Genomic DNA, 22578 nt, shown 5'->3' on the forward strand with positions numbered 1-22578 from the left:
TCATCGACGGACCTGCCCATGCGCTGGAGCATCCTGTGTGACTTCGATGGCACCATCAGCCTCGAAGATGTCATCGACTCGCTGCTGGAGAAGTACGGCCAGCCGGGCTGGCAGGACCTGGAAGAACAGTGGAAAGCCGGCCGGATCGGTTCGCGTGAATGCATGCAGGGCCAGGTGCGGCTGTTGAAGCTCGACCCGGCCACGCTCGATGCCCACCTGGACCAGGTGCAGATCGATCCGGGATTCGCCGCCTTCGTCACCCGTGCCGACCAGCTCGGCCTGCCGCTGCGCATCGTCAGTGATGGTCTGGACTATGCGATCCACCGCATCCTCGCCAACCATGGCCTGCCGCCGCTGCCGGTGGTGGCCAACCACCTGCGCTGGTGCGATGACCATTGGGAACTGGAATCGCCCTACCAGGCCGAAGGTTGCCGCAGCGGCACCTGCAAATGCACCTGCGCCGCACAGGCACGCGCCAAAGAAGCACCGCGCGTGCTGATGATCGGCGATGGCAGCTCGGACTTCTGCGTGTCCGAAGACGCCGACTTCGTGTTCGCCAAGCGTCGCCTGATCACCCATTGCAGCAATGCCGGCATCGAGCATGCCGCCATCGACACCTTCCACGATGCAATCGCACTGTTGCCGCGCCTGCTTGATGGCAGCCTGCTGCAGCCACGTCGCATCGACGCCAGCCCGCAGCCTGCCGCACTGCCGCTGCTGCTGGCCACCGCCTGAGCACTCCCTTCCAAGCACGCCCCCTGTTGTCCTCTTTCGAACGTCCTTCACGGAACCGAACTGCATGAACATTTTTGACAAGAACGCCGACGCAGCCGCCTCCGACGCGCAGCTGCTGGCCGACGAAGCCCGTTACAGCTCCTTCGGCGACACCGTCCACTACGTCGACCCGCCGAAGATCTTCCAGCGCGGTGAAGGCAGCTACATGTTCGACGGTGCGGGCGTGCCCTACCTCGACCTGCAGATGTGGTACTCGGCCTGCAACTTCGGCTACAGCAACAAGCGCCTGAACGACGCGCTGAAGGACCAGATCGACACCCTGCCGCAGGTGGCCAGCCAGTACCTGCACCCGACCCGCGTGCAGCTGGCCAAGACCATTGCCGTGGACATGCACGAGAAGTTCGGCCTCGACGGCCGCGTGCATTTCAACGTCGGCGGCGCGCAGGCCATTGAAGACTCGCTGAAGATCGTGCGCAACGCGCGTGGCGGCAAGAGCCTGATGTTCGCCTTCGAAGGTGGTTACCACGGCCGCACCCTGGGTGCGTCGTCGATCACCTCCAGCTACCGCTACCGCCGCCGCTACGGCCACTTCGGCGAGCGCGCGATGTTCATCCCGTTCCCGTACCCGTTCCGTCGCCCGAAGGGCATGACCCCGGACGAGTATTCCGACCACTGCGTGTGGCAGTTCGAGCGCCTGTTCGAAAGCGAGTACAACGGCGTGTGGGATCCCAAGGTCGGCCAGGCCGAGTACGCCGCGTTCTATGTCGAGCCGATCCAGGGCACCGGCGGCTACGTCATCCCGCCGCGCAACTTCTTCACCGGCCTCAAGCGCGTGCTGGACAAGTACGGCATCCTGATGGTCGTCGATGAAATCCAGATGGGCTTCTGGCGCACCGGCAAGCTGTGGGCGATCGAGCACTTCGGCGTGACCCCGGACGTGCTGGTGTTCGGCAAGGCGCTGACCAACGGCCTGAACCCGCTGTCGGGCCTGTGGGCGCGCGAAGAGCTGATCAACCCGACCGTGTTCCCGCCGGGCTCCACCCACTCCACCTTCAACTCCAACCCGCTGGGCACCCGCCTGGGCCTGGAAGTGCTGAAGCTGGGCAAGGAAATGGATTACGAGCGCACCGTGCCGGAAAAGGGCGCGTACTTCCTCGACGGCCTGCGTGGCCTGCAGAAGCGCCACCCGGAAATCGGCGATGTCGACGGCCTGGGCCTGGCCCTGCGTGCGGAAATCTGCCAGACCGACGGCTACACCCCGAACAAGGAACTGCTGGACCGCATGGTCGACATCGGCCTGGCCGGTGACCTGCTGCACGACGGCAAGCGCATGGGCCTCGTGCTCGACGTGGGTGGCTGGTACAAGAACGTGATCACCTTCGCGCCGTCGCTGGACATCAGCTACGAAGAGATCGACCTGGCGATCACCCTGCTCGACCAGGCGCTGACCAAGGCCAAGGGCTGAGGTCGGATGCGCTGCCGGTTCCCGTGCCGATGGAGATGACGTCACGTGCATCCAGCACTGCGCTGGAACCGGCCGCGCTGTTGGAAGGCTTCCTGGCCCACCCGCCGCTCGGTTTCGAGGCAGGCCGCCTGCCCAGTGGCCTGCCGACCTTCCGTGCGCCGCTGGACCTGACCACCACGATGGACGACGCACTCCGCGGCAAGCTGCTCGGCCTGCCGCTGTCGCGCCTGTGGCGGCCGTGGATCACCTGGCAGACCCGCTTCATCGGTGCCACCAGCACCGAGTACACCCCGCTGCCGGCGCACGTCGCGCCGGAGGCACTGGCCGAGGACGTGACGCGTCACGCGACCGGCGATACGCGCCTGCTGGTGGTCAAGGACCTGGACATCGATTCACCGCTGCTGGACGACGCAGCCAACGCACACAGCGGCGCGTTCCTGCAGGCATTGCTGGAACGCGGCTTCGTTGAACTGGAAGGCATGCCGCTGGCCTGGGTGGCGATCGATTTCGATTCGCTCGACGGCTATCTCGGCCGCCTGTCCTCCTCGCGCCGCAAGAACATCCGGCGCAAGCTGCGCTCGCGTGATGACCTGCAGATCGACTGCGTAGCCACTGGTGATCCGGCGCTGGCCGACCCGCAGCTGCAGGCCGAACTGTACGCGCTGTACCTGGGCGTGTTCGCGCAGAGCGCGGTGCATTTCGACCAGCTCGACCTGCCCTATTTCCAGTACCTTCTGGCCGACAGCCAGGGCCAGGGACGGATGTTCCTGTACCGCCACCAGGGCCAGCTGATCGGCTGGAACCTGTGCTACGTGCATGCCGGCAAGCTGGTGGACAAGTACATCGGCCTGGCCTATCCGCAATCGCGCGAGCACAACCTGTACGCGGTGAGCTGGATGCACAACCTCGAGTACGCGCTGCAGCACGGCCTGAGCCACTACGTGGCCGGCTGGACCGATTCGCGGATCAAGGCCGAACTGGGTGCCAGCTTCACCTCCACCCGGCATGCGATCCACGCCCGTTCCCCGCTGCTGCGTGCTGCCCTGCGCAGGCTGGCACCGTACCTGCAGGGCGAACCTGATGGAGGCGGTTGAACGATGCCGTTGCGTTCCCCGCTGATCCTGGACCTGGACGGTGGCGTGCTGCCGCTGCCACAAGCGCAGACCCTGGCCCTGTCGCAGTGGCACGATCCACTGCGCTTCGCCTGCAGCAATGCGACCCTGGAGCGTTTCGCCACTGAAGTGCTGGCACCGCTGCCCGCGCAGCTCGGCACGGTGATGCTCGGCAGTGGCGACTTCCATCACCTCAGCCTGCCGCTGCTGCAGCGCATGCGCATGCAGGCGCCGTTCCAGCTGGTGGTGCTGGACAACCATCCGGACAACATGCGTTTCCCGTTCGGCATGCACTGCGGTTCGTGGGTGAACGCCGCCAGCAAGCTGCCACAGATCTCGCACATCCACGTGCTCGGCATCACCTCCAGCGACATCGGCCTCGGCCATGCCTGGGAGAACCACTGGCGCCCGCTGATGAGCGGCCGGCTGACGTACTGGTGCATGGACGTGGACGTGGGCTGGGGTCACCGCCTGGGCATGGGCCATGCATTCCGCCGCTTCGAGCATCCGGAGGCGCTGGTCGCCGCATTCGCCGCCGAGCAGGCCAAGTCGCCGCAGCCGACCTACCTGTCGATCGACAAGGACGTGTTCGCCGAGGACGTCGCCCGCAGCAACTGGGACCAGGGCCGCTTCCAGCTGGAACACGCACTGGTGGTGATCGAAGCGCTGCGCGCCGGTGGCCTGGCCGGCAGTGACATCACCGGCGAAGTGTCGCTGGCCCACTACCAGAGCCGCTTCAAGCGCTGGCTGTCGTCGCTGGATGGCCAGCCTGACGTCAGCGCCGGGGATCTGCCGGTGTGGCAGGCGCGGCACCAGCAGGTGAACCGGGAGCTGCTGGCGGCGATGGCCTCGGTGCCGACGGCCTGCTGACCGCTTCTGGTCGTGCCGGCCGCTGGCCGGCAATGCCAACCAAGGTTGGCAACTACCAGGCCCAGGCAGAGTCGGTAGTGCCGGCCGCTGGCCGGCAACCTCATTGTTCCCGGGCTCACGAGGATGCCGGCCAGCGGCCGGCACTACACTGGACGCCTGCCCCAGGAGCCCTCGCCATGCCCCAGACCGTCATCCCGCAACTGCGCATGCGCCACGCCGATACCACCGTGCCGTTCTACGTACAGGGGCTCGGTTTCGTGGTTGACTGGGAACACCGCTTCGAACCCGGCTTCCCGCTGTTCGCCCAGCTCACCCGCGACGGCCAGACGATCTTCCTCACCGAACACAGCGGTGACTGCGAGGTCGGCGGCGCGGTGTACTTCATCGTCGACGACGTCGACAGCCTGCACCGCGCCTTCAGTGCCGCCAACGTGCCGATCGAGCAACCGCCACACGACACCGAATGGGGCAGCCGGGAGATGCTGCTACACGACCCGGACGGCAACCGCCTGCGCTTTGCCACCGACGCCAGCTGAACCGCCTGGCCTTGAGGTGGATATACGAAACGTATACGATTCGTATATCAACTCCTCCAGGACCGCCCATGGGCATCGTCAACATCGATGACACCCTGCACGACCAACTGCGCCGTGCCTGCACCGTTTCCAGCCGCTCGATCAATGCCCAGGCCAATTTCTGGATCAGGGTCGGCATGCTGTGCGAGCTGAACCCCACGCTCAGCTTCCAGGACATCGTCGCCAACGAACTGCGGGCGGCGGGCGTGCAGCCGCCGCTGTTGCCGCCGGGCCAGGCCTGAGCCAATGGCGATCATCAAGCGTCCCGACGAGATCGCGCTGATGGCCGAATCCGGCCGCCTGCTGGCGCAGGTGTTCGCCGCACTCGACCGGCTGCCGCTGCAGGGCCGTAGCACCATGGAGATCAACGATTTCGTCGAACGCATGATCGTCGATGAACTGCAGGCGCGGCCGGCCAGCAAGGGCCAGTACGGCTTCCCCTACGTGCTCAACACCTCGATCGACAACGTGATCTGCCACGGCGTGCCCAGCACCACCGACGTGCTGCGCAACGGCCAGATCGTCAACCTCGACATCACCCTGGAAAAGAACGGGTACATTGCCGACTCCAGCACCACCTATCTGGTCGGTGAGGTCGACTACGCCGCGCGCAGGCTGGTGCAGACCACCTACCAGGCGATGTGGAAAGGCATTGCCGCCGTGCGTCCTGGTGCGCGGCTGGGCGACATCGGCCACGCCATCGCCCGCCATGCGCGCAGCCACGGCTACAGCGTAGTGAAGGAATACTGCGGCCACGGCATCGGCCAGGAGATGCATGAGGAACCGCAGATCCTGCACTACGGCCATCCCAATACCGGCATGGTGCTGGAAGAAGGCATGGTGTTCACCATCGAACCGATGCTCAACCAGGGAAAGCCGGCCATCCGCCAACAGCCTGACGAATGGCCGGTCTACACCCGCGACGGCAAGCTGTCGGCGCAGTTCGAGCACACCGTGGCGGTCACCCGCAGCGGCGTGCGCGTATTGACCCTGCGCCCCGGCGAAACGCCGTTGTGCGACATCGACCGGATGGCGATCGACTGACCTCAGCACTTCCGCGCTTCGATGCCCCTCTTGCATGGCATGCGACAGATGTCGCACACTCGCGACATCAATCGCACGCACAGGTCTGGCCATGCCCCGCGCCCCAACACCTTCGAACGCCGAACTGGAGTTGCTGAAGTGCCTGTGGCGCGATGGCGCCTGCAGTGCGCGTGAACTGCACAACGCGGCAGCTGCTGCACTGGACTGGTCGTATTCGTCCACGCGCAAGACGCTGGAAAGGATGGTCGACAAGGGGCTGGTGAAAGAGGGCAGCCAGCACGGCCTGAATGTCTACAGCGCCCAGGTCGGCAAGGTGGCCACCCTGGCCGCACTCAGTGCCGACTTCGCTCGCCGCGTACTGGAGATCGACGGGCCGCTGCCGACCCAGGCCTTCGCCGAAAGCCGCCTGCTGAGCGACAAGGAAATCGAGCAACTGCAGGCGCTGCTGCTCCAGGGCGACGAGGACCAGCCATGAGCCTGTCATCAACCGGCCTGTGGATGATCAGCCTCACTGCAAGCCTGTTCGGGGCTGGCCTGGTCTGGTACGGCGCGCAACTGTTGCAGCGCCAGCTCGGGCTCTCGCATGCGTCGGCGCGTTTCTGGCTGGGGGCGTGGTTGTGCGCTGTGCTGCCCCCCTTGCTGGCGCTGATGCTGCCGATGCAGGCCGCGCCGCTGCAGGAGCTGTCCAGCACATTGCCGGTTGCGCTGGACAGCGGCACCGGCGCACTGCTGTCCGTGCAGCTGCCTGCACTCGCGGCGACCGAACCCTTGATGGCCTGGCTGACGCCACTGCTGCTGACCGTCCATATCGCAGGGGCCCTGCTGGCCCTCGCTCGGTGGGCGTTGGCCAGCCGCCGGCTGCGCGCCCTGTTGCGCGAGAGTCAGCCGCTGCAGTCAATGCAACTGCCGGGACCGCAATCGCGCCAGATCATGCGGGAGCTGCAGCAGAAAGGGGTCGCGCTGCGTTTTGTAGCCGGCAACGGCACGCCGTTCGCCCTGTGCAGGCCGCAACCACAGATCATCCTGCCGGCGGCCAGCCTGGCCCTGCCGGATCGAACGCTACGCCTGGTCATTGGCCATGAGGCGGCCCATCTGCAGCGCCGCGATCCCCAGCGCGCTGCATTGATGCGACTGGTCGGTGCGCTGTACTGGTTCAATCCGTTCGTACGACGCATTGCCGCGCGCGTGCAGCTGGCCGCCGAGTTGCAATGCGATGCGCGTGCACTGGCCGAGGGGGGTGCCAGCAACGATGGCCGCCTGTTGGCCCACGCCTATATCCAGACACTTCGCCATGCAACGGGAGAGCAGCCAGCCAGTGCCCTGACCCATCGCGATTTCGGCGGCCACCAGCTACGCCTTCAGCATATGCTGCAGGGCGATGCGGGTCGCCGCCCCGGTATCACCAGCGTCCTGCTGCTGGTCGCGCTGGGCGCCGCCTGCACGGTCGGTCTGGCCACCGTCCAAGCCGCCGCGATGGCAGGGCCGCCGTCTCTTCCGCTTCCATTGCCGGTCACATCAGTAACAGTCCTGGAAGAAGCGCTGCCGCCAGCCCCTTCATTCGCTGCGCCGCTGTCCAATACGCGGGTTACCAGCGTATTCGGTCATGTTTCCGACTTCCGCCAGCGCGCCCATCGCGGCACCGACTTCGCCGCGCGCCGAGGCACCGCCGTGCTCGCCCCCGCCGACGGCACAGTGATCGCTGCCACCCACGCCTATCCCGATGGCGCCAACTACGGCACGGTTGTCGTGATTGATCATGGCGCTGGCTGGCAGTCGCTGTTTGCGCACCTGCAGGACTTCGCGGTACAGCCAGGCCAGCGCGTGCGCAGGGGCGATCCCATCGCCCGCAGCGGCAACACTGGGCGTACCACCGGGCCACACCTGCACATGGAACTGCTGCGCAACGGAACACGAGTGGACCCGCAGGACTGGCTGCAGTAATGCACTGATCGGCGCTCTGCCGCCGCCCTCCATGCATCGTTTCGATACCCGGCCGCGGGAGGACCTCCTGCGGCCCGCTGTCCCGCCGTGACAAAGGAACTGCACGACCATGCGACGATCATCGCCTTCCCCGACAACGCTGCGGCCACACACTGGCATGTGGCTCACTATTGGCTGCCTGATGGCGCCAGCGAATGCTGCGGCCCTTCCACCAACGACACCCGCCCCTTCAAACACGACCGATCTGGATGCAGTGCACGTCCAAGCCGAGCGTTACGATGCTCGCCGTGACGACACCGCGAGTCGCATCGTGGTGGACCGCGAGGCACTGCAACGGCATGGCGACACCGACCTGCTGGAGGCACTCAAGCGCTTGCCCGGCATCAGCGTTTCCAGTGGTGCTCCGGGCCGCCCAGGCAGCGTATCACTACGCGGCCTGGGCGCCGGCTACACGCAGATCCTGCTGGACGGCCAGCGTACGCCCGCTGGCTTCAGCCTGGACTCGCTGGCCACCGATCTGATCGAGCGCATCGAAATCCTGCGCGCGCCTACTGCTGACCAGGGCATGGGTGCCGTCGCCGGTACACTCAACATCGTCACCCGCGCGCCGATTGCAAAAGACAGCCAGCGACTGACACTTTCATGGGCCGAAAATCAGGGTCGCAGCACCCCATCGGCAAGCTGGCGGCAGACCCATGCCGGCCTGGACCGAGATCTTGCACTGACCGCCACAGCTACTGCCCGTGGCTTCCTGGTGGAGGAACGCAGCAGAGAAGATGCTTGGGATGGTGTTGGCGCGCCGTTGCTGCATCGACAATCCCGCCTGCGCGCCACCGGGCATCGTGACAGCGTCTCGCTCGCCCCCTCACTGACGCTCAGAACCAGCGAGGACACCACTCTTTCACTGCAGGCCCTGGTGGATGCATCCGACTTCCGTCGCGACATGTACATCGATTGGGAAACGGCGCTGGGTGCGGAACTGCGTACTCCACATTACCAGCAGCGCACGCGCCTGCGCCTTGACCAGGGCCAGGCCAGCGCGGAATGGGAGAAGGAGCTACCGGACGGCGGCAGCCTGAACCTGCGTCTGGCACTGGATGGCAACCGCGAAAACTACCGCTTCCGCGAGCAGGGACAGGATGCGGGGCAGCAGGACAACCTTCTCGATCGCACCGATGCGCAGCTGCATGTGCTGGGCGGCACTACCCGCGTGCAGTGGACTCTGCCGGCGCGGGGTCGCCATACATTGCAGGTCGGTGCCGAAAGCAGCATGGATTCGCGCCGCGAATCACGCCTGCAGCAACTCCGGTATTCCCCGGATGAGCCATCGACGATCAGCGACCTTTCCTTTGATGCGCGCCTGCACCGCATCGCCGTCTATGCGCAGGACGAGTTCCCACTGGGAACGCGCAGCGCCTTCTATGTCGGCGGTCGCTGGGAACAACTGCAGACCCGCAGCGAAGGGCGTGGCTTCGCTGCGATGCGTCACCGGGCCAGCGTTTTCACGCCAGTCCTGCAGGGTCTCTGGAAGCGCGCAAAGGGCAAGGACCAGCTACGGGTATCACTGAGCCGCAGTTTCCGCGCACCGGCACTGCGCTCACTGGTCCCGCGGCCGTATACCTCCACCAACAACCGCCCACTGAACCCCGACGAGATCGGGAATCCAGCGCTGCGTCCGGAACTGGCATGGGGTCTGGATGCGGCCTGGGAAATGCACGGCCGTGAAGGTACACAGGGGAGCATCGGCGGTTACCTGCGCCGCATCGACGCGCCGATCCGCAATGAAACCATCCTGCGTGAAGGGCGTTGGGTATCGACGCCGGTCAACGGTACCCGCGCCACGGCCTGGGGCATCGAAATGGATGGCAGGATGCCGCTGGCACGTCTGTACCGCAGAGCGCCGGATATCGAGCTGCGCGGCAACGCCACCTGGAACCACTCCCGAGTCAGGGATCTTCCCGGGCCTGACAATCGGATTGAAGACCAGGTGCCATTCACCGCCAGTGCGTCGCTCGATTACCGCATTTCATCGCGCTGGAGCAGTGGCCTGGCGTACACCCATCGCAGCGGAGGCAGAATACGCTACAGCCTGAGCGAGCTGGACATCACGTCCTATCGACGCGAGCTGGAGGCTTGGGCGCAGTACGCAAGCGAACGGCGCGGCAAGCTGCGCTTGACCGCCTCGAACCTGTTGGCGCAGGACCTCGAGACCGGCCAGTGGCGTTTCGACGAAGGCGGATCGCAGGTACTTCGCAACACCCGACGTTCCGTGCCCGGTCTTCGCCTGCAATGGGAACTCCCGCTGTGATCAGCGTACGCAAGGGGTACAACTCAAGCGTGGGATAGCCGGCCGCGTGAAACGTATCGGCAGATCAAGCACACAACAGCGGCGTGGGTCATGCACTCATGGCGATAGCGGGCGCAACAGCAGCAGTATGGCGAGGCAGAACATGAAGACCGCCACGCCCGCGTCCAGCATCCGCCAGGCACTCGGCCTGCGGAACACCGGCTGCAACAGGCGTGCACCATAGCCCAACGTGCAGAACCAGGCCACACTGGCAATGCAGGCACCGGCGGCGAAGGCCCAGCGCAGATCGCCGGGGTAACGCGTGGACAGGCTGCCCAGCAGCACCACGGTATCCAGATAGACGTGCGGGTTGAGCAGGGTGAAGGCCAGGCAGGTCAGCAACACCTGTCGTCCACTGCCGCCCTGTGCGTCAGCTGCGGCCAGCGCACCGCCACCCTGCCACGCGCGCAACCCCGCCTGCAGGCCGTACCAGAGCAGGAATGCCGCGCCACCGAAACGCAGCACCTGCAGCAGCAGCGGCCACTGCAGCACCAGCGCGGCCATCCCGCCCACCCCGGCCAGGATCAGCACGATGTCTGCGCCGGCGCAGGCCAGTACCACTGTTCCCACATGATGCTGCTGCAGGCCCTGGCGCAGCACGAAGGCGTTCTGCGCACCGATGGCGATGATCAGGCCAGCACCTGCGAACAGACCGGCGGCGGTAGCGGCAATCCACATCAGGGACGGGCCAGGCAGTGAAGGGACGCGCAGGGTGCGGCCAATGGTCCCGTTAAGACAATCTGCTTTTTCTTTATCCTGTGCAGAAAAACTGAAGAGGCTTCCACGTGGACCTGGTACATCCGCAATTGGCCGCCTTCGCCGCGGTGCTGGAAGAAGGCAGTTTCGAGGCGGCCGCGCGCCGCCTGTCGATCAGCCCGTCGGCGCTGTCGCAGCGGATCAAGGCACTGGAGGATCGGCTCGGCCAGGTGCTGGTCGTGCGCCAGGCACCGTGCCGGCCCACCGCCGCAGGTGAAGCGCTGCTGCGCCGGGTACGGCCGATGCAGGCGCTGGAGGCCGAGGCACTGGCCGAGCTGTTGCCCGAACGCGGCAGCGATGCCGCGCGCACACCGATCCCCTTGGCGGTCAATGACGACTCGCTTGATACCTGGTTCGTGCCAGCCATCGCCGAACTGCACCAGCGCCATGGCTACCTGTTCGACCTGCGCATGGACGACCAGGATCACACCCTGCAGCTGCTGCGCGATGGCAGCGTGCTCGGCGCGGTCACCGCCGAAAGCCAGCCGGTGAAAGGCTGCAACGTGCACCCGCTCGGCGCGATGCGCTACCACGCTGTCGCCTCGCCCGGCTTCGCCCGCCAGTACTTCAGCGACGGCATGCAGGCTGCGGCACTGGCGCGCGCACCGATGCTGGTGTTCAACCGCAAGGATGAACTGCAATGGCGCTTCGTGCGGCGCCTGACCCGCGCCCGCCTGCAGCCACCGCTACACTACCTGCCCTCCTCCACCGGTTTCGTCGAAGCCGCTGCGTGCGGACTCGGCTGGGGCATGGCCCCGGAAACCCTGGTCGCGCCCGCCGTGCGCGCGGGCCGCGTGGTGGTACTGGAACCCCGCCGCTGGCTCGATGTGCCGTTGTACTGGCAGCATGCCGCCGTACGCTCAAGCACGCTGCAGCACATCACCCAGGCGCTGCGCACTGCGGCCAGCGGCACCCTACGATGAGGACAATCCAATGACCGCAGACCCGGGCTTCACGCCGCGCGCACTACCGTTTGCGCACTTCTTCACCATTGGGACGGCATGGGCGTGATCGGCCGACGTACAAGGATGCACTGCGCGAAGGCCGCGCTGGCACTGGCAGCCTGCCTGCCACTGGCTGCAGCGGCGCAGACTCTCACCGATGCACCCGCATTGGACTGGGAACAGGCTCGGCAGCGGCTGGAGCAGGTCTCCGACGCACTGGCCGCCTCCGATGCCGCCGTACGCAACAAGCAGGACCTGCAGGAAGCCACGCGCCTGCTGCGCCTGCCGGAGATCACCGGCGAGGTACGCCGCCTGCAGTTCCAGAAGACCCTCACCCTGCCACTGGGTTCGCTGGCGCCGGTGGCCGAGGCCTATGGCATCGACTCGCCGCTGTCATTCACCGAACGCGACTGGCGTACCCGGCCCGTGGTCACTGCGGTGCTGCCGTTGTACACCGGCGGCGTGATTCCGGCCGCGCAACGTGCCGCCAGCGCTGCCCACGAGCAGGCCAGCGCCGAGCGCGAGGCTCAACGCCAATCGCTGACCGTGCAGCTGGCCCAGGCCTATTTCGGCCAGCGCCTGGCCGAGCAGGCGGTGGATGTGCGGCGCGACGTGCGCGATGGCCTCAACCGCCACCTGTCCGACGCGGAGAAGCTGGAACGTGAGGGCTTCGCCACCCGTGCACAGCGCCTGCAGGCCACCGTGGCCCGCGACAAGGCCGAGCGCGAGTACCAGAAGACAATGAACGACCTGGCCACGCTGAAGGCGGCGCTGGCCACACTGCTGCGCAGTGGTGGCGAAGTACAGCCGGTATCACCGCTGTTCGTGCAGCGCGTGCCGCTGGATCCGGTCACCAGCTTCGAGCGCACCGCGCAGGCACGCCAGCCGCAGATCGCACGCCTGCGGGCGATGGTGGCGCAGGCCGAACAGGGCGTGCGCGTGCAGCAGGCCAAGCTGAAACCGCAGATCTTCGCCTTCGGCCAGTACGACTTCCGCCGCCGCGACGAGATGCTGACCGATCCGGACTGGGCGTTCGGCATCGGCCTGAAGTACACCTTCCTGTCGCCAAACTCGCGACCGGCGCAGATCAGCGCCGCGCGTGCGCAGCAGGAGCAGGCCGAAGCGGGCCTGCGTGAGGCCGAGAACCAGGTCGCGCTGGGCGTGCGCAAGGCCTGGAACGAGCTGGAAACCGCGCGCCAGCAGTACGTGCTGCTCGACAGCAGCATTGCCCAGGCACAGGAAAACCTGCGCCTGCAGGAGTTGGCGTTCCGCGAGGGCCAGGCCACCTCGCTGGATGTGATCGATGCACGGCTCGGCCTCGGCGGCGCCCGCGTCGAGCGCGCGCAGGCCGCCTATCAATACGATATTGCGCTGGCACAGTTGCTGGAGATAAGTGGACAGATGGACCGTTTCGAAGAATTCCGGCGCCGTGCGGACGAGGTGATCGACCATGAGTGATGTGCTGCACGACGAATTGACGACACCGCCGGGCAAGCGCCGGTTGGGGCCGATCCTGGTGCTGGTCCTGTTGATCGTGGTGGTGTTGGGCCTGTGGTTGGCCTGGCGCAGCCCGGGCGACCAGATCCAGGGCATGGCCGATGCGGACACGATTAACGTGGCCGCCAAGATCACCGCACGCGTGGCCGAACTGAAGGCGCGCGAGGGCGACCGCGTGCAGCCCGGGCAGGTGCTGTTCCTGCTCGACAGCCCCGAAGTGGCCGCCAAGGAACAGCAGGCGCACGGTGCATTGGCCGCCGCACAGGCGGTGGCCGACAAGGCCGACGAAGGCGCGCGCAGCGAAGACATCCGCGCCGCCGAAGCGAACTGGAAGCGGGCCGAAGCCGGTGCGACGCTGGCTGAAGCCACCTACCGGCGCGTGCAGAACCTGTTCAACGAAGGAGTGATGACCCGGCAGAAGCGCGATGAGGCGCATGCCCAGGCCACCAGTTCCCGGGAACTGGCGCGTGCCGCGCGTGCGCAGTACGACATGGCACTGGCCGGCGCACGCGAGCAGGACAAGCGTGCCGCGCAGGGCCAGGTGCAGCAGGCACAGGGCGCGGTGGCCGAAGTCAACGCTGCGCGTGTCGAGGTCGAAGGGCGCGCACCGGTGGCCGGCGAGATCAACAAGCGCATGGCTGACCCGGGCGAACTGGTGCCGGCCGGCTACCCGGTGTTCACACTGGTCGACATCGACCGCATGTGGGTGGCGATGAACCTGCGCGAATCGCAGATGCAGGGCCTGAAGGTCGGCAGCAAGCTGCGCGGCAGGGTGCCGGCGCTCGGCCAGGACGGCGAATTCGAGGTCTACTTCATCAACCCGGCCGGCGACTATGCAACCTGGCGCACCACCCGCCAGTCGTCCGGCTACGACGTCCGCAGCTTCGAGGTGCGGGTGCGCCCGGTACGCCGCATCGAGGGCTTCCGCCCGGGCATGAGCGTGCTGTTCGCATGGCCCCAGCACTGAGCCCCGACCGCGGCGGCTTCGCCGGCTCCTGGCGGCGCGAACTGCGTGCGCTGCGCGGCAGCCGCGCCGATCTGATGCTGGTCACTTTGCTGCCGCTGTTGATGCTGGCCGTGATGGCGTGGATGTTCACGCCCTCGGTGATGCGCGACATACCCATCGCCGTGGTCGACCTCGACCACAGCGGTGACAGCCGCCTGCTGCTGCGCATGCTCGATGCCAGTCCCGGCGTGCGCATCGCCAGCCAGCCGGCGGACCTGGAAGACGCACGCTCGCAGCTGCGCAGCCTGGACGTGTTCGCCATCGTGCTGGTGCCGCGCGACGTCACCCGGCAGGCGCTGCGTGGCCGCCAGGGCACGGTGTTCGCCTATTACAATGCTACCTACATGACCACTGGACAATCCGCTGCGCGCGATATCGGCGACGCGGTCTCGGCCTGGAACGCGCGCCTGCTACGCGAGCGCATCGGCCTGCAGGTCGGCCCGGGCAAGCTGCGTGCGGCGCCGATCGCGGTGCAGTCGGACATCCTCTACAACCCTGCACGCAGCTACGAACTGTTCCTGCTGCCGCTGATCTTCCCGGCGGTACTGTCACTGGTACTGGCGCTTGCCGTGGCCGGCAGCCTCGGCCGCGAGATCCGCGACGGCACCCTGCGCGCCTGGCTGGGCCGCACGCCGTGGCCGGCGATCGCCGGCAAGGTCGCGCCATACATCCTGCTGTTCTCGCTGTATGGCGCACTCGGCATCGGCTACCTCGCCTGGCTGCGCGGCGATGGCGTGGCGGGCAGCGTGCTCCTGCTGCTGCTCGCACAACCCTTGTTCTATCTGGCTACCGCCGCCTACGCGCTGTTCTTCGTCGGCGTCACCCGCGACATGGGCACCGCGCTGTCCGCGGTCGGCCTCAGCATCGGCACCGCGCTGGCGTTCTCCAGCGCGACCTTCCCGGTGCTGGACGGCCCGTTGTTCACCCGCATCTGGCACCAGCTGCTGCCACTGAGCGCCTACATCAAGCTGCAGACCCAGCAGCAGTTCATCGGTTCGCCGCTGCTGGTCTCGTCGTGGCCGCTGGCCACGCTGCTGCTGATGTCAGTCGTAGCCGGCGGCATCGGTGGGCTGCGCCTGATCGCCTTCGCGCGTGCGCCCGAGGCCGCACAACCGGCAGGGGCCGACGCATGAGCGCACTGTGGCGCAGCCTGCGGCAGACCCTGATGGCGGTGCTGTGCGACCGCTATGCGATCGTGGTGATGGTCGGCGCGGTGATCCTGTATTCATTCTTCTACCCGGCCGCATACCGCCACCAGGTGGCCAGCAACCTGCCGGTGCTGGTGGTGGATGAAGACCACAGCGCGACCAGCCGCGAACTGCTGCGCAAGCTCGATGCGCTGCGGGTCGCGCGCGTGGTCGGGCAACCGGCCGACATCGACAGCGCACGCCAACAGCTGGAAGCCGGCCACGCCGAAGGCATCGTGCTGATCCCGGCCAACCTGGAGCGCGACATCCTGCGCGGCCATCCTGCCAAGCTGGTGCTGCTCGGCAACGGTGCCTACCTGGGCCGCGCCAGCTGGGTGCTGGGCAGCGTGGCCGATGCACTGGGTGCCTTCGGACGTGACGCCGTGGTCGGCCAGGCCGCCTTCATGGGCGCGCCGCAGGCACCACCGATCACCCTGGTGCAGCGCCCGCTGTACAACACCCAGGAAGGCTACGGCAGCGCCATCGTGCCCGGCGTGGCCGAGCTGATCGTGCACCAGACGCTGCTGATGGGCATCGGCGTCCTGCTCGGCGGCCGCCGCCTCGCACTCGGCCGGCGACTCCGCTTCGACCTCCCGACTTTGGGGGGCATGGCATTGGGCTTCGGCCTGATCGGACTGTTCGGCCTGTTCTACTACGCCGGTTTCACCGCCTGGGTGCAGGACTATCCGCGCGGCGGCAACCCGCTGGGCCAGCTGCTGGGCGGCACCCTGTTCATCGCCGCCACGGTGGCGTTCGGCCTGTTCGTCGGTAGCTTCTTCCGCACCCGCGAGCGTGCGTTCCAGTACATCATTGCCACCTCGATCCCGCTGTTCTTCCTGGCCAACCTGTCGTGGCCGGCGGTGATGACGCCGCAACCGCTGGTCTGGCTGGCGCAGTTGCTGCCGACCACCTCGGGCATCAACCTGATGGTGCGCCTGAACCAGATGGATGCCAGTCTTGCGGAAGTCAGCCACGAGCTGATCACCCTCAGCGCCCTGCTGCTGCTCTACGGTGCCCTCGCCGCCTGGCGCCTCCTCGCAAAAAAGGGGACGGAGGGGATTAAGTCGTAAGCGGCCGGTTGGGGGGATTGCGACTTAATCCCCTCCGTCCCCTTTTTGCATAACGACGAACGCCGGCGTGGGGCCGGCGTCCGAGTACTGCAGTGTGGAAGGGGTGACGGGTCGATCAATCAGCGGTAGACGCGCTCGCAGCGGCGTTCGACCACGCGATCACCATTCTTCTGCTGGCTGTTGCCCTGGATCTGTCGGCCCGCCGCACCACCGGCGACGGCCCCTGCCACGGTGGCCAGCTTCTTGCCGTTGCCGCCGCCGACCTGGTTGCCGAGCAGGCCACCGATCACGGCGCCAGTCGCGGTACCCGTGATGCGGTTCGGGTCGCGCGAGTTGCGCTGCACTTCCACGTTCTTGCAGACCACGCGGCTGCCGTCATTGAACTTGCGTCCTTCATCACGTGGTCCGTAGGTCTGTGCGCCGGCAACGGACGATGCCGCCAGCAGCGTGCCCAGCACAAGCAATCGGGTCGAAGTCTTCATGGCCATCTCCTGAGGTCCGGTATGGCACAAGTTTCCTCCCGCGGTTGGCAACCGGAAGTGAAATGCATGTGTCCGCCACTTCATCGGCCATCACCCGTTCAGGAAGAAAATCCGCGCCCATCACGATCAGCCATCGCGATGGGCGCCGTCTCCCTGCCGGCATTTCAACCCTGCTAGAACTCTTCCCAGCCGCCCGCATTGGCCGCCAGCGTCGGTTCGATGCGTGGCGACAGCGGTGCAGAACGGCGCACCGGGGTAACGGTGGCAGCCACTGCAGCCAAGGCCGGGCGTACCGCAGCTGCGGCCGTCACTGCGCCGGTGCGGAATACCGATACCGCCTCGGCCAGCAGGTTGGACTGCTCCTCCATCGAGCGTGCGGCGGCGCTCGCTTCTTCCACCAGGGCCGCGTTCTGCTGGGTGGTCTCGTCCATCTGCACCACCGCCTGGTTGACCTGCTCGATACCCGAGCTCTGCTCCTGCGAGGCGGCGGAGATGTCGGCCATGATGTCGGTCACCCGCTGCACGGAGGCCACGATCTCACCCATCGTGGTGCCGGCCTGGCGGACCAGGGCCGATCCGTCGGCGACCTTGCCGACCGAGTCTTCGATCAGGCCCTTGATCTCCTTGGCCGCGCCTGCCGAACGCTGCGCCAGTGTGCGTACCTCGCTGGCAACCACCGCAAACCCCCTGCCCTGCTCGCCGGCACGCGCGGCTTCCACCGCGGCGTTCAACGCCAGGATATTGGTCTGGAACGCGATACCGTCGATGACCGAGATGATCTCAGCGATCTTCTTCGACGACGCCTCGATGGCCGTCATCGTGGTGACCACCTGGCCGACCACCTCGCCGCCCTGCGAGGCGACACCATGCGCGCCGATGGCGAGCTGGTTGGCCTGGCGTGCATGCTCGGCATTCTGCTTCACGGTGGAGGTCAGCTCCTCCATCGATGCCGCCGTCTCTTCCAGGTTCGCCGCCTGCTGCTCGGTACGCCGCGACAGGTCGGTGTTGCCCGAGGCGATCTCACCTGCCGCAAGGTTGATGCTGGATGCACTGGCCTGGATGCGACCGACGATCTGCTTGAGCTGATCGACCGTGGCATTGCAGTCATCACGCATGCGCGCGAACACACCATGGAAATCGCCCTGCATGCGCACGGTCAGGTCACCGCGCGAGATGGCCTGCAGCAGGGTCGAGACCTGTACCAGGTTCTCGTCGGTGGTCTGCATCAGGCGATTGAGCCCCGCCACCATGTCGCGGAAATCGTAGGCGAAGCGATCCTCGTCACCACGCAGGCTGAAGTCACCTGCCGCAGCGGCGGTTGCCAAGCGGCGGATCTCGCTGTTGATCGCCGACAGGCTGCTCTTGGTCTCATCCATCGCCTGGGTGATCGCCGCCTTCTCGCCGGGCAATGGATCCATGTCCACCGACAGGTCGCCACGCGCGTAGTGCTTCATCACCTCGATCAAGCGGTTCTGCACCTGCACGTGCGAGCCGACCAGCGCATTGGTCTCGTGCACCATGCGCCCGTAGTCGCCGGGGAACGCGCTTTCATCCATGCGGTAGCTGAGGCTGCCGGCATCGTGCTGGCGGGCCAGCTCGCCCTGTGCCGCCATCACCGACTGCAACTGTGCCTGCATGCGCTGCATCGACTTCAGCAGCTGGGTCACCTCGTCATTGCCGGTGGCGTCGATGCTGCTGTCCAGACGGCCATTGGCGATGCCATCGGCCAACTTCACCGCTCCTTCCAGCGGGCGGGTCAGGCTGCGGGTGATCGCCCAGGCCGCCAACGTGCCCAGCAACAGGCTCAGTGCCCCGAACGCGATCGATAGCGTGCCGGTCCACGATTCGGTTGCGCGGTACTCTTCGCGGCTGCGTTCGGTCAGCGTTTCCTGATGGCGCAGCAGGGCCGAAATGGATTCATTCCAGGCCGTTGCCAATCCGTGCTCGGCCAGCAGCTCCTTCGCTGCGCCATCAAAATCCCCGGACTTCATGCGCTCATGCAGTTGCTGGGTTGACGCATCGGTGGCCTTGCGGGCGGCCTCGATGCGTGCGACCAGGGTATCGCCGGTAGCATCACGCGGAATCTTGATGTACTTGGCCCAGATACCGTCATAGGTCCGCGACAACTCCTGGGCACGCTGGTAATCCTTGTCGAACTCGTCACCACGCTTGATCACCATCAGGCGGCGATGCATCAGCACCGCGTTGTTGGTATCAAGCATGTCATTCAACAAACGCATCTTCACCATGTTGACGTCCACCACTTTCTCGAACTGGGCGGACTTCAGGTGATTTCCATACAGCACGAGGCCGACGATGGCCATGATGAACAGCAGCAGCAGACCGAAGCCGGCGCCAAGCCGGGATCCCACACGGAGATTACGTAAGGCAAGCATCTCAATTCCCTTGATCGTGGCCGTACGTTCGATGGCGGCGCAGCGACGGGAAACTTTACGGGACTTTATATATGGACCGATCCAAATACATGAAACTGTGCAGGTAGTCAGAAAATAAGGAAGCGGATAATGGCGCCATATCATTTATCGAATACCGCTGACACGCCAGCGCCCGATGAAAATCACATGGATTTAACGCCATAATCACGCCACACCCTGTGCACGATGACCCTGGATTATCTGCACATGACAGAACTGTCCCGGACCGGGCATGTCATGGCATGGCGACGCCCGGGACGGCTACAGTCGGCAGATGACCCGGATCCTGCACATCGAAGGCGCGTCCATCAACGACATCGCCAGTCTCTACGTGGAAATCAATCGCGTGTTCATGGCCGACGAAGACTGGCAGCTGGGACCCAGCCTGGACGCGTTGGATGATCTGCTGTGGGGTGGCTACGGCGCTCTCGCTGGTCATGCCTCCACCACGGTTGTGTGGCGCGACATCGAGCACAGCCGCGAAGCACTGGGCCGCGGGACCACCCAGGCCTGGCTGCAGTCAAAACTCGATCAGGCCGGCACCTTCAACACCGCGGTGATCGCCGACCAGCTGGCGGCGCTGCAACAGGGCCAGGGACAGACCTACTTCGAGATCGTGATGGAGATCTTCAACGGCCACCCGCAGGTCACGCTGGTCCCCGCCTGAGCACGCACCAACCACAGCGTGTTCGCCTCAGAGCTTGGCCAGGGCCTCACCCAGCCGCTTCGGGAACGCGACCTCGCTGGCCAGATGCCACGCGCGCGCATCCGCGCCCAAACGGCTCCACTCCAGCGCATCCATCGCCAAGGCACGCTCGATGGCCTGTTCCAGCGCCGCCTCGTCCACGTGCCAGGTCCTGGACAGGTGGCAGGGCTGGCCCTCATGGGCAGCAACGAGGATGCCACGACTGTCGTCGATCATCTGGTTCATCGGCGCGCCATCGCAGGTGATCACCACCGCCGCACAGCTCATCGCCTCCACCAGGTAGTGGCCCCAGCCTTCCGTCTGCGACAGGCACAGGTGGAACGCATGTTCGTTCTGCAGGCGCTGCACTTCCTCATCGGGCAGGCGCTCGCGGACGATCCGCAGGTTCGCGGCACCGCCCTCGTCCTCGTCCGAAGGACCACTCCGCAGGACGGTCAGCAACGGCCACTCCGGATGGCGCTTCCAGACCTCGACCAGCGTTGCCGTGCCCTTCATGCGACTGGCACCAGCTGCATGCAGGAAGCTGCGCGGCTTGCGCGGTACCGAAGGGTCGTGACGGTCACGACTGCAGAAGCCGACCTCCAGCGCGCGCAGGCCAAGCGCATTGAAGATGCGCGTGGCTTCTTCGGTCTTGGTCAGCAGTGCATCGAACCGCGGCAGGATGCGCAGGCTGCGTGCAGACACCCATTCCGGATTCGGAATCAGCAGGTTGACCTTCGCCAGGCCGAAGCTTGCCGGCCGGACATGCTCCAGCGAGATGTTGATGTCGAACCGTGCCGGCTTCCGGCCCAGGCTCAGCCACGAGGCCAGCAGCCTGCGCAGGCGCATCCCGCGCAGCTTCCAGGCGCCGCCATTGCGCACTGCATCCAGACGGCTGACGGTCACCTCGTGCCCCAGCTGCTGCAGCGAGCGCTCGATCACCTGGATGTCATGGGACAGGCCACGCTGGTTGTCGGCGGCCAGCAGATGGATATGTGCCATCAGCGGGCACTCCCTTCCCGGTGCAGGTTGCGCGCAGGCAATGCGGTCGCCAGCATGAAGCCCAGCACCAGGTAGAAATAGAACGAATGCGGCATCGCCCGGTAGAACACGTTGTCCGTGAACGCCGAGAGTGCGTAGACAATGACCACGGCAAGTCCTGCGGTGGCGATCATCGCGGTCGTCTCATCGGCATGGCCGAGACGTCGCGCGAAGTGGATGCCGGGCAGGATGAAGATCAGCAGCATGATCACCAACAGCGGCACACCTCCGGTCGCCGCCGCTTCCAGGTATTCGTTGTGCGGGTGGTTGTAACGTACGATCGAGTCGGAGACCTCGCCGCGGGCGATACCTTCGCGTGCATAGGTGCCGAACTGGTTCAGGCCAACACCGGCCAACGGGTGCTCCGCGAAGGCGTCGACCGCCACGCCCCACATGGCAATGCGCTCGCGGACCGAGCCGACCTCGTTCTCCTGGCTGAAACCGGAGATTTCGCCACTGACCTCACCGAAGCGCTGGATGACCTGATGGTTCAGCATGGTGGTGGCACCGGCCACGCCGATGACCAGCGCACCGACAAAGGCCAGCGCGCCGCGCCAGCGACGGGTGCGCCGGACGTGCACGGCGATCACCATCAACATCGCGGGAATGAACGCCAGGATCGGCCCCCGGCTCTGCGCCAGGATCGAACCGTAGACGCCCACCGCGATGGCGATGCCGTGCAGCCAGCGCTCGGCCGGATGGACGTTCGGCTGGATCAGCCGGATGACCGAAAACAGCGCCATGCACAGCGTGACCATGGTGAACTCGATGGCCGTCCACTCGCCACCGCTGAAACCATGTGCGCGTTCCAGCCCCATCATGTGGTGCTGCACGATGCACGAGCCACCGAAGATCAGGGTCGACAACGCGAAGATCTTCCAGATCAGGCGCCAGTCCAGGGCGGTGGCGAATACCGCGGCCGTGCCCAGGTAGATCAGTGTCTGTGCCGGAAGGTCCAGTTCGTTCCAGCGCAGCCCGTGCCAGCCGATGCTGTAGAAGGCATAGGCCAGGCGCAGCAAGCAGACGATCACGATGAACCGGGCGATGCGGTAGCGCAGGCGGACATCGGGCTGGCGGCGGATCAGGACCACGCCGGTGACCAGCAGGGCCAGCAGCAGCACCGCCTTCAGCAGGTTGTAGGGTGCGGATCCGGCAAGCGGGACAAGGGCGACCAGAATGCTGAGCAGGACGGTACGCCAAGTGTAACGAGGTTCGGCGGCCGTGCTGGCTGCAGTCATGCTTGTTCTTTCCATCAACGCCCGCCCGGGGATGAGTTGCCCCGGTTTCCATGGAGGCCGTTTGGCGGAAATCGCCGGGGCTGACACTACCGTGGGGGCCTACGGAAATCAACCAAACCACAGGTGTATGGGCGTGTGGCGTTGGCCT

At 66.0% G+C, this 22578-nt stretch carries 21 protein-coding genes; 16 read left to right on the top strand and 5 right to left on the bottom strand.

Features of this window, described 5'->3' with window-relative positions; all coding sequences use genetic code 11:
• The first annotated feature begins 18 nt into the window (after positions 1 to 18).
• The 10 genes from AC07M7_RS01260 to AC07M7_RS01305 all read left to right on the top strand — a co-directional run bounded on the left by AC07M7_RS01260 (position 19) and on the right by AC07M7_RS01305 (position 10050).
• Entirely contained in the window at positions 19 to 735 is a 717-nt protein-coding gene (locus AC07M7_RS01260) for an MtnX-like HAD-IB family phosphatase (RefSeq protein WP_046983244.1), read from the top strand.
• 64 nt (positions 736 to 799) lie between these two features.
• Positions 800 to 2200, top strand: coding sequence for an aspartate aminotransferase family protein (locus AC07M7_RS01265; protein ID WP_046983245.1), 1401 nt, complete (start codon positions 800 to 802; stop codon positions 2198 to 2200).
• A 29-nt stretch (positions 2201 to 2229) separates the two neighbouring features.
• On the top strand, positions 2230 to 3294 hold the full coding sequence (locus AC07M7_RS01270; RefSeq protein ID WP_495206570.1) for a GNAT family N-acetyltransferase: 1065 nt from the start codon (positions 2230 to 2232) through the stop codon (positions 3292 to 3294).
• A gap of 3 nt (positions 3295 to 3297) precedes the next feature.
• A complete protein-coding gene (locus tag AC07M7_RS01275) occupies positions 3298 to 4182 on the top strand; it encodes a hypothetical protein (protein ID WP_046983247.1) in 885 nt (294 codons plus the stop codon).
• Between the two features lie 176 nt (positions 4183 to 4358).
• A complete protein-coding gene (locus tag AC07M7_RS01280) occupies positions 4359 to 4718 on the top strand; it encodes a bleomycin resistance protein (protein WP_046983248.1) in 360 nt (119 codons plus the stop codon).
• A 68-nt stretch (positions 4719 to 4786) separates the two neighbouring features.
• On the top strand, positions 4787 to 4999 hold the full coding sequence (locus tag AC07M7_RS01285; RefSeq protein ID WP_478474990.1) for a ParD-like family protein: 213 nt from the start codon (positions 4787 to 4789) through the stop codon (positions 4997 to 4999).
• Between the two features lie 10 nt (positions 5000 to 5009).
• On the top strand, positions 5010 to 5801 hold the full coding sequence (map, locus tag AC07M7_RS01290) for a type I methionyl aminopeptidase (protein WP_428709304.1): 792 nt from the start codon (positions 5010 to 5012) through the stop codon (positions 5799 to 5801).
• A gap of 91 nt (positions 5802 to 5892) precedes the next feature.
• Complete coding sequence (locus tag AC07M7_RS01295; RefSeq protein WP_495206571.1) at positions 5893 to 6276, top strand: BlaI/MecI/CopY family transcriptional regulator; 384 nt, start codon at positions 5893 to 5895, stop codon at positions 6274 to 6276.
• Positions 6273 to 7742, top strand: a complete 1470-nt coding sequence (locus AC07M7_RS01300; RefSeq protein ID WP_136638311.1) for a M23/M56 family metallopeptidase — start codon at positions 6273 to 6275, stop codon at positions 7740 to 7742. Before AC07M7_RS01295 ends, AC07M7_RS01300 begins: the two co-directional genes overlap by 4 nt.
• A 253-nt stretch (positions 7743 to 7995) precedes the next feature.
• Positions 7996 to 10050 (top strand): TonB-dependent receptor plug domain-containing protein, encoded by a 2055-nt coding sequence (locus AC07M7_RS01305; protein WP_495206572.1) that lies wholly within the window; start codon positions 7996 to 7998, stop codon positions 10048 to 10050.
• Positions 10051 to 10146: 96 nt separating this feature from the next.
• Here AC07M7_RS01305 and AC07M7_RS01310 read toward each other — a convergent pair whose 3' ends face one another.
• Complete coding sequence (locus AC07M7_RS01310; protein WP_046983254.1) at positions 10147 to 10767, bottom strand: LysE/ArgO family amino acid transporter; 621 nt, start codon at positions 10765 to 10767, stop codon at positions 10147 to 10149.
• 107 nt (positions 10768 to 10874) lie between these two features.
• Between AC07M7_RS01310 and AC07M7_RS01315 the strand changes: the two genes are divergently transcribed.
• The 5 genes from AC07M7_RS01315 to AC07M7_RS01335 all read left to right on the top strand — a co-directional run bounded on the left by AC07M7_RS01315 (position 10875) and on the right by AC07M7_RS01335 (position 16549).
• The gene (locus tag AC07M7_RS01315) at positions 10875 to 11768 is read left to right on the top strand and encodes a LysR family transcriptional regulator ArgP (RefSeq protein ID WP_046983255.1); all 894 of its coding nucleotides are present in this window, start codon (positions 10875 to 10877) and stop codon (positions 11766 to 11768) included.
• A gap of 78 nt (positions 11769 to 11846) precedes the next feature.
• The gene (locus AC07M7_RS01320; protein WP_495206573.1) at positions 11847 to 13247 is read left to right on the top strand and encodes a TolC family protein; all 1401 of its coding nucleotides are present in this window, start codon (positions 11847 to 11849) and stop codon (positions 13245 to 13247) included.
• Positions 13240 to 14253 carry an HlyD family secretion protein gene (locus tag AC07M7_RS01325; protein ID WP_495206574.1) on the top strand — a complete coding sequence of 338 codons (1014 nt, stop codon included), beginning with the start codon at positions 13240 to 13242 and terminating at the stop codon, positions 14251 to 14253. The genes AC07M7_RS01320 and AC07M7_RS01325 overlap by 8 nt, the downstream gene beginning before the upstream one ends.
• Positions 14238 to 15425, top strand: a complete 1188-nt coding sequence (locus AC07M7_RS01330) for an ABC transporter permease (protein ID WP_495206575.1) — start codon at positions 14238 to 14240, stop codon at positions 15423 to 15425. Before AC07M7_RS01325 ends, AC07M7_RS01330 begins: the two co-directional genes overlap by 16 nt.
• The gene (locus AC07M7_RS01335) at positions 15422 to 16549 is read left to right on the top strand and encodes an ABC transporter permease (RefSeq protein WP_428709294.1); all 1128 of its coding nucleotides are present in this window, start codon (positions 15422 to 15424) and stop codon (positions 16547 to 16549) included. Before AC07M7_RS01330 ends, AC07M7_RS01335 begins: the two co-directional genes overlap by 4 nt.
• Before the next feature lie 119 nt (positions 16550 to 16668).
• On the opposite strand, the gene AC07M7_RS01340 is transcribed toward AC07M7_RS01335, so the two are convergent.
• Together AC07M7_RS01340 and AC07M7_RS01345 are read right to left on the bottom strand one after the other, a co-directional pair.
• Positions 16669 to 17037: a glycine zipper 2TM domain-containing protein gene (locus tag AC07M7_RS01340; RefSeq protein ID WP_032127541.1), complete on the bottom strand. Its 369-nt coding sequence runs from the start codon at positions 17035 to 17037 to the stop codon at positions 16669 to 16671.
• A gap of 167 nt (positions 17038 to 17204) precedes the next feature.
• Positions 17205 to 19427, bottom strand: a complete 2223-nt coding sequence (locus AC07M7_RS01345; protein ID WP_447780998.1) for a methyl-accepting chemotaxis protein — start codon at positions 19425 to 19427, stop codon at positions 17205 to 17207.
• A 313-nt stretch (positions 19428 to 19740) separates the two neighbouring features.
• On the opposite strand from AC07M7_RS01345, the gene AC07M7_RS01350 reads away from it, so the two are divergent.
• Positions 19741 to 20133: a barstar family protein gene (locus AC07M7_RS01350; protein ID WP_495206576.1), complete on the top strand. Its 393-nt coding sequence runs from the start codon at positions 19741 to 19743 to the stop codon at positions 20131 to 20133.
• Positions 20134 to 20160: 27 nt separating this feature from the next.
• Here AC07M7_RS01350 and AC07M7_RS01355 read toward each other — a convergent pair whose 3' ends face one another.
• A complete protein-coding gene (locus AC07M7_RS01355) occupies positions 20161 to 21153 on the bottom strand; it encodes a glycosyltransferase family protein (protein ID WP_447780997.1) in 993 nt (330 codons plus the stop codon).
• Positions 21153 to 22430, bottom strand: coding sequence for an O-antigen ligase family protein (locus tag AC07M7_RS01360; RefSeq protein ID WP_447780996.1), 1278 nt, complete (start codon positions 22428 to 22430; stop codon positions 21153 to 21155). The genes AC07M7_RS01355 and AC07M7_RS01360 overlap by 1 nt, the downstream gene beginning before the upstream one ends.
• Positions 22431 to 22578: the final 148 nt, after the last annotated feature.

It is taken from the genome of Stenotrophomonas sp. GW821-FHT09E08 (genome assembly GCF_059416125.1).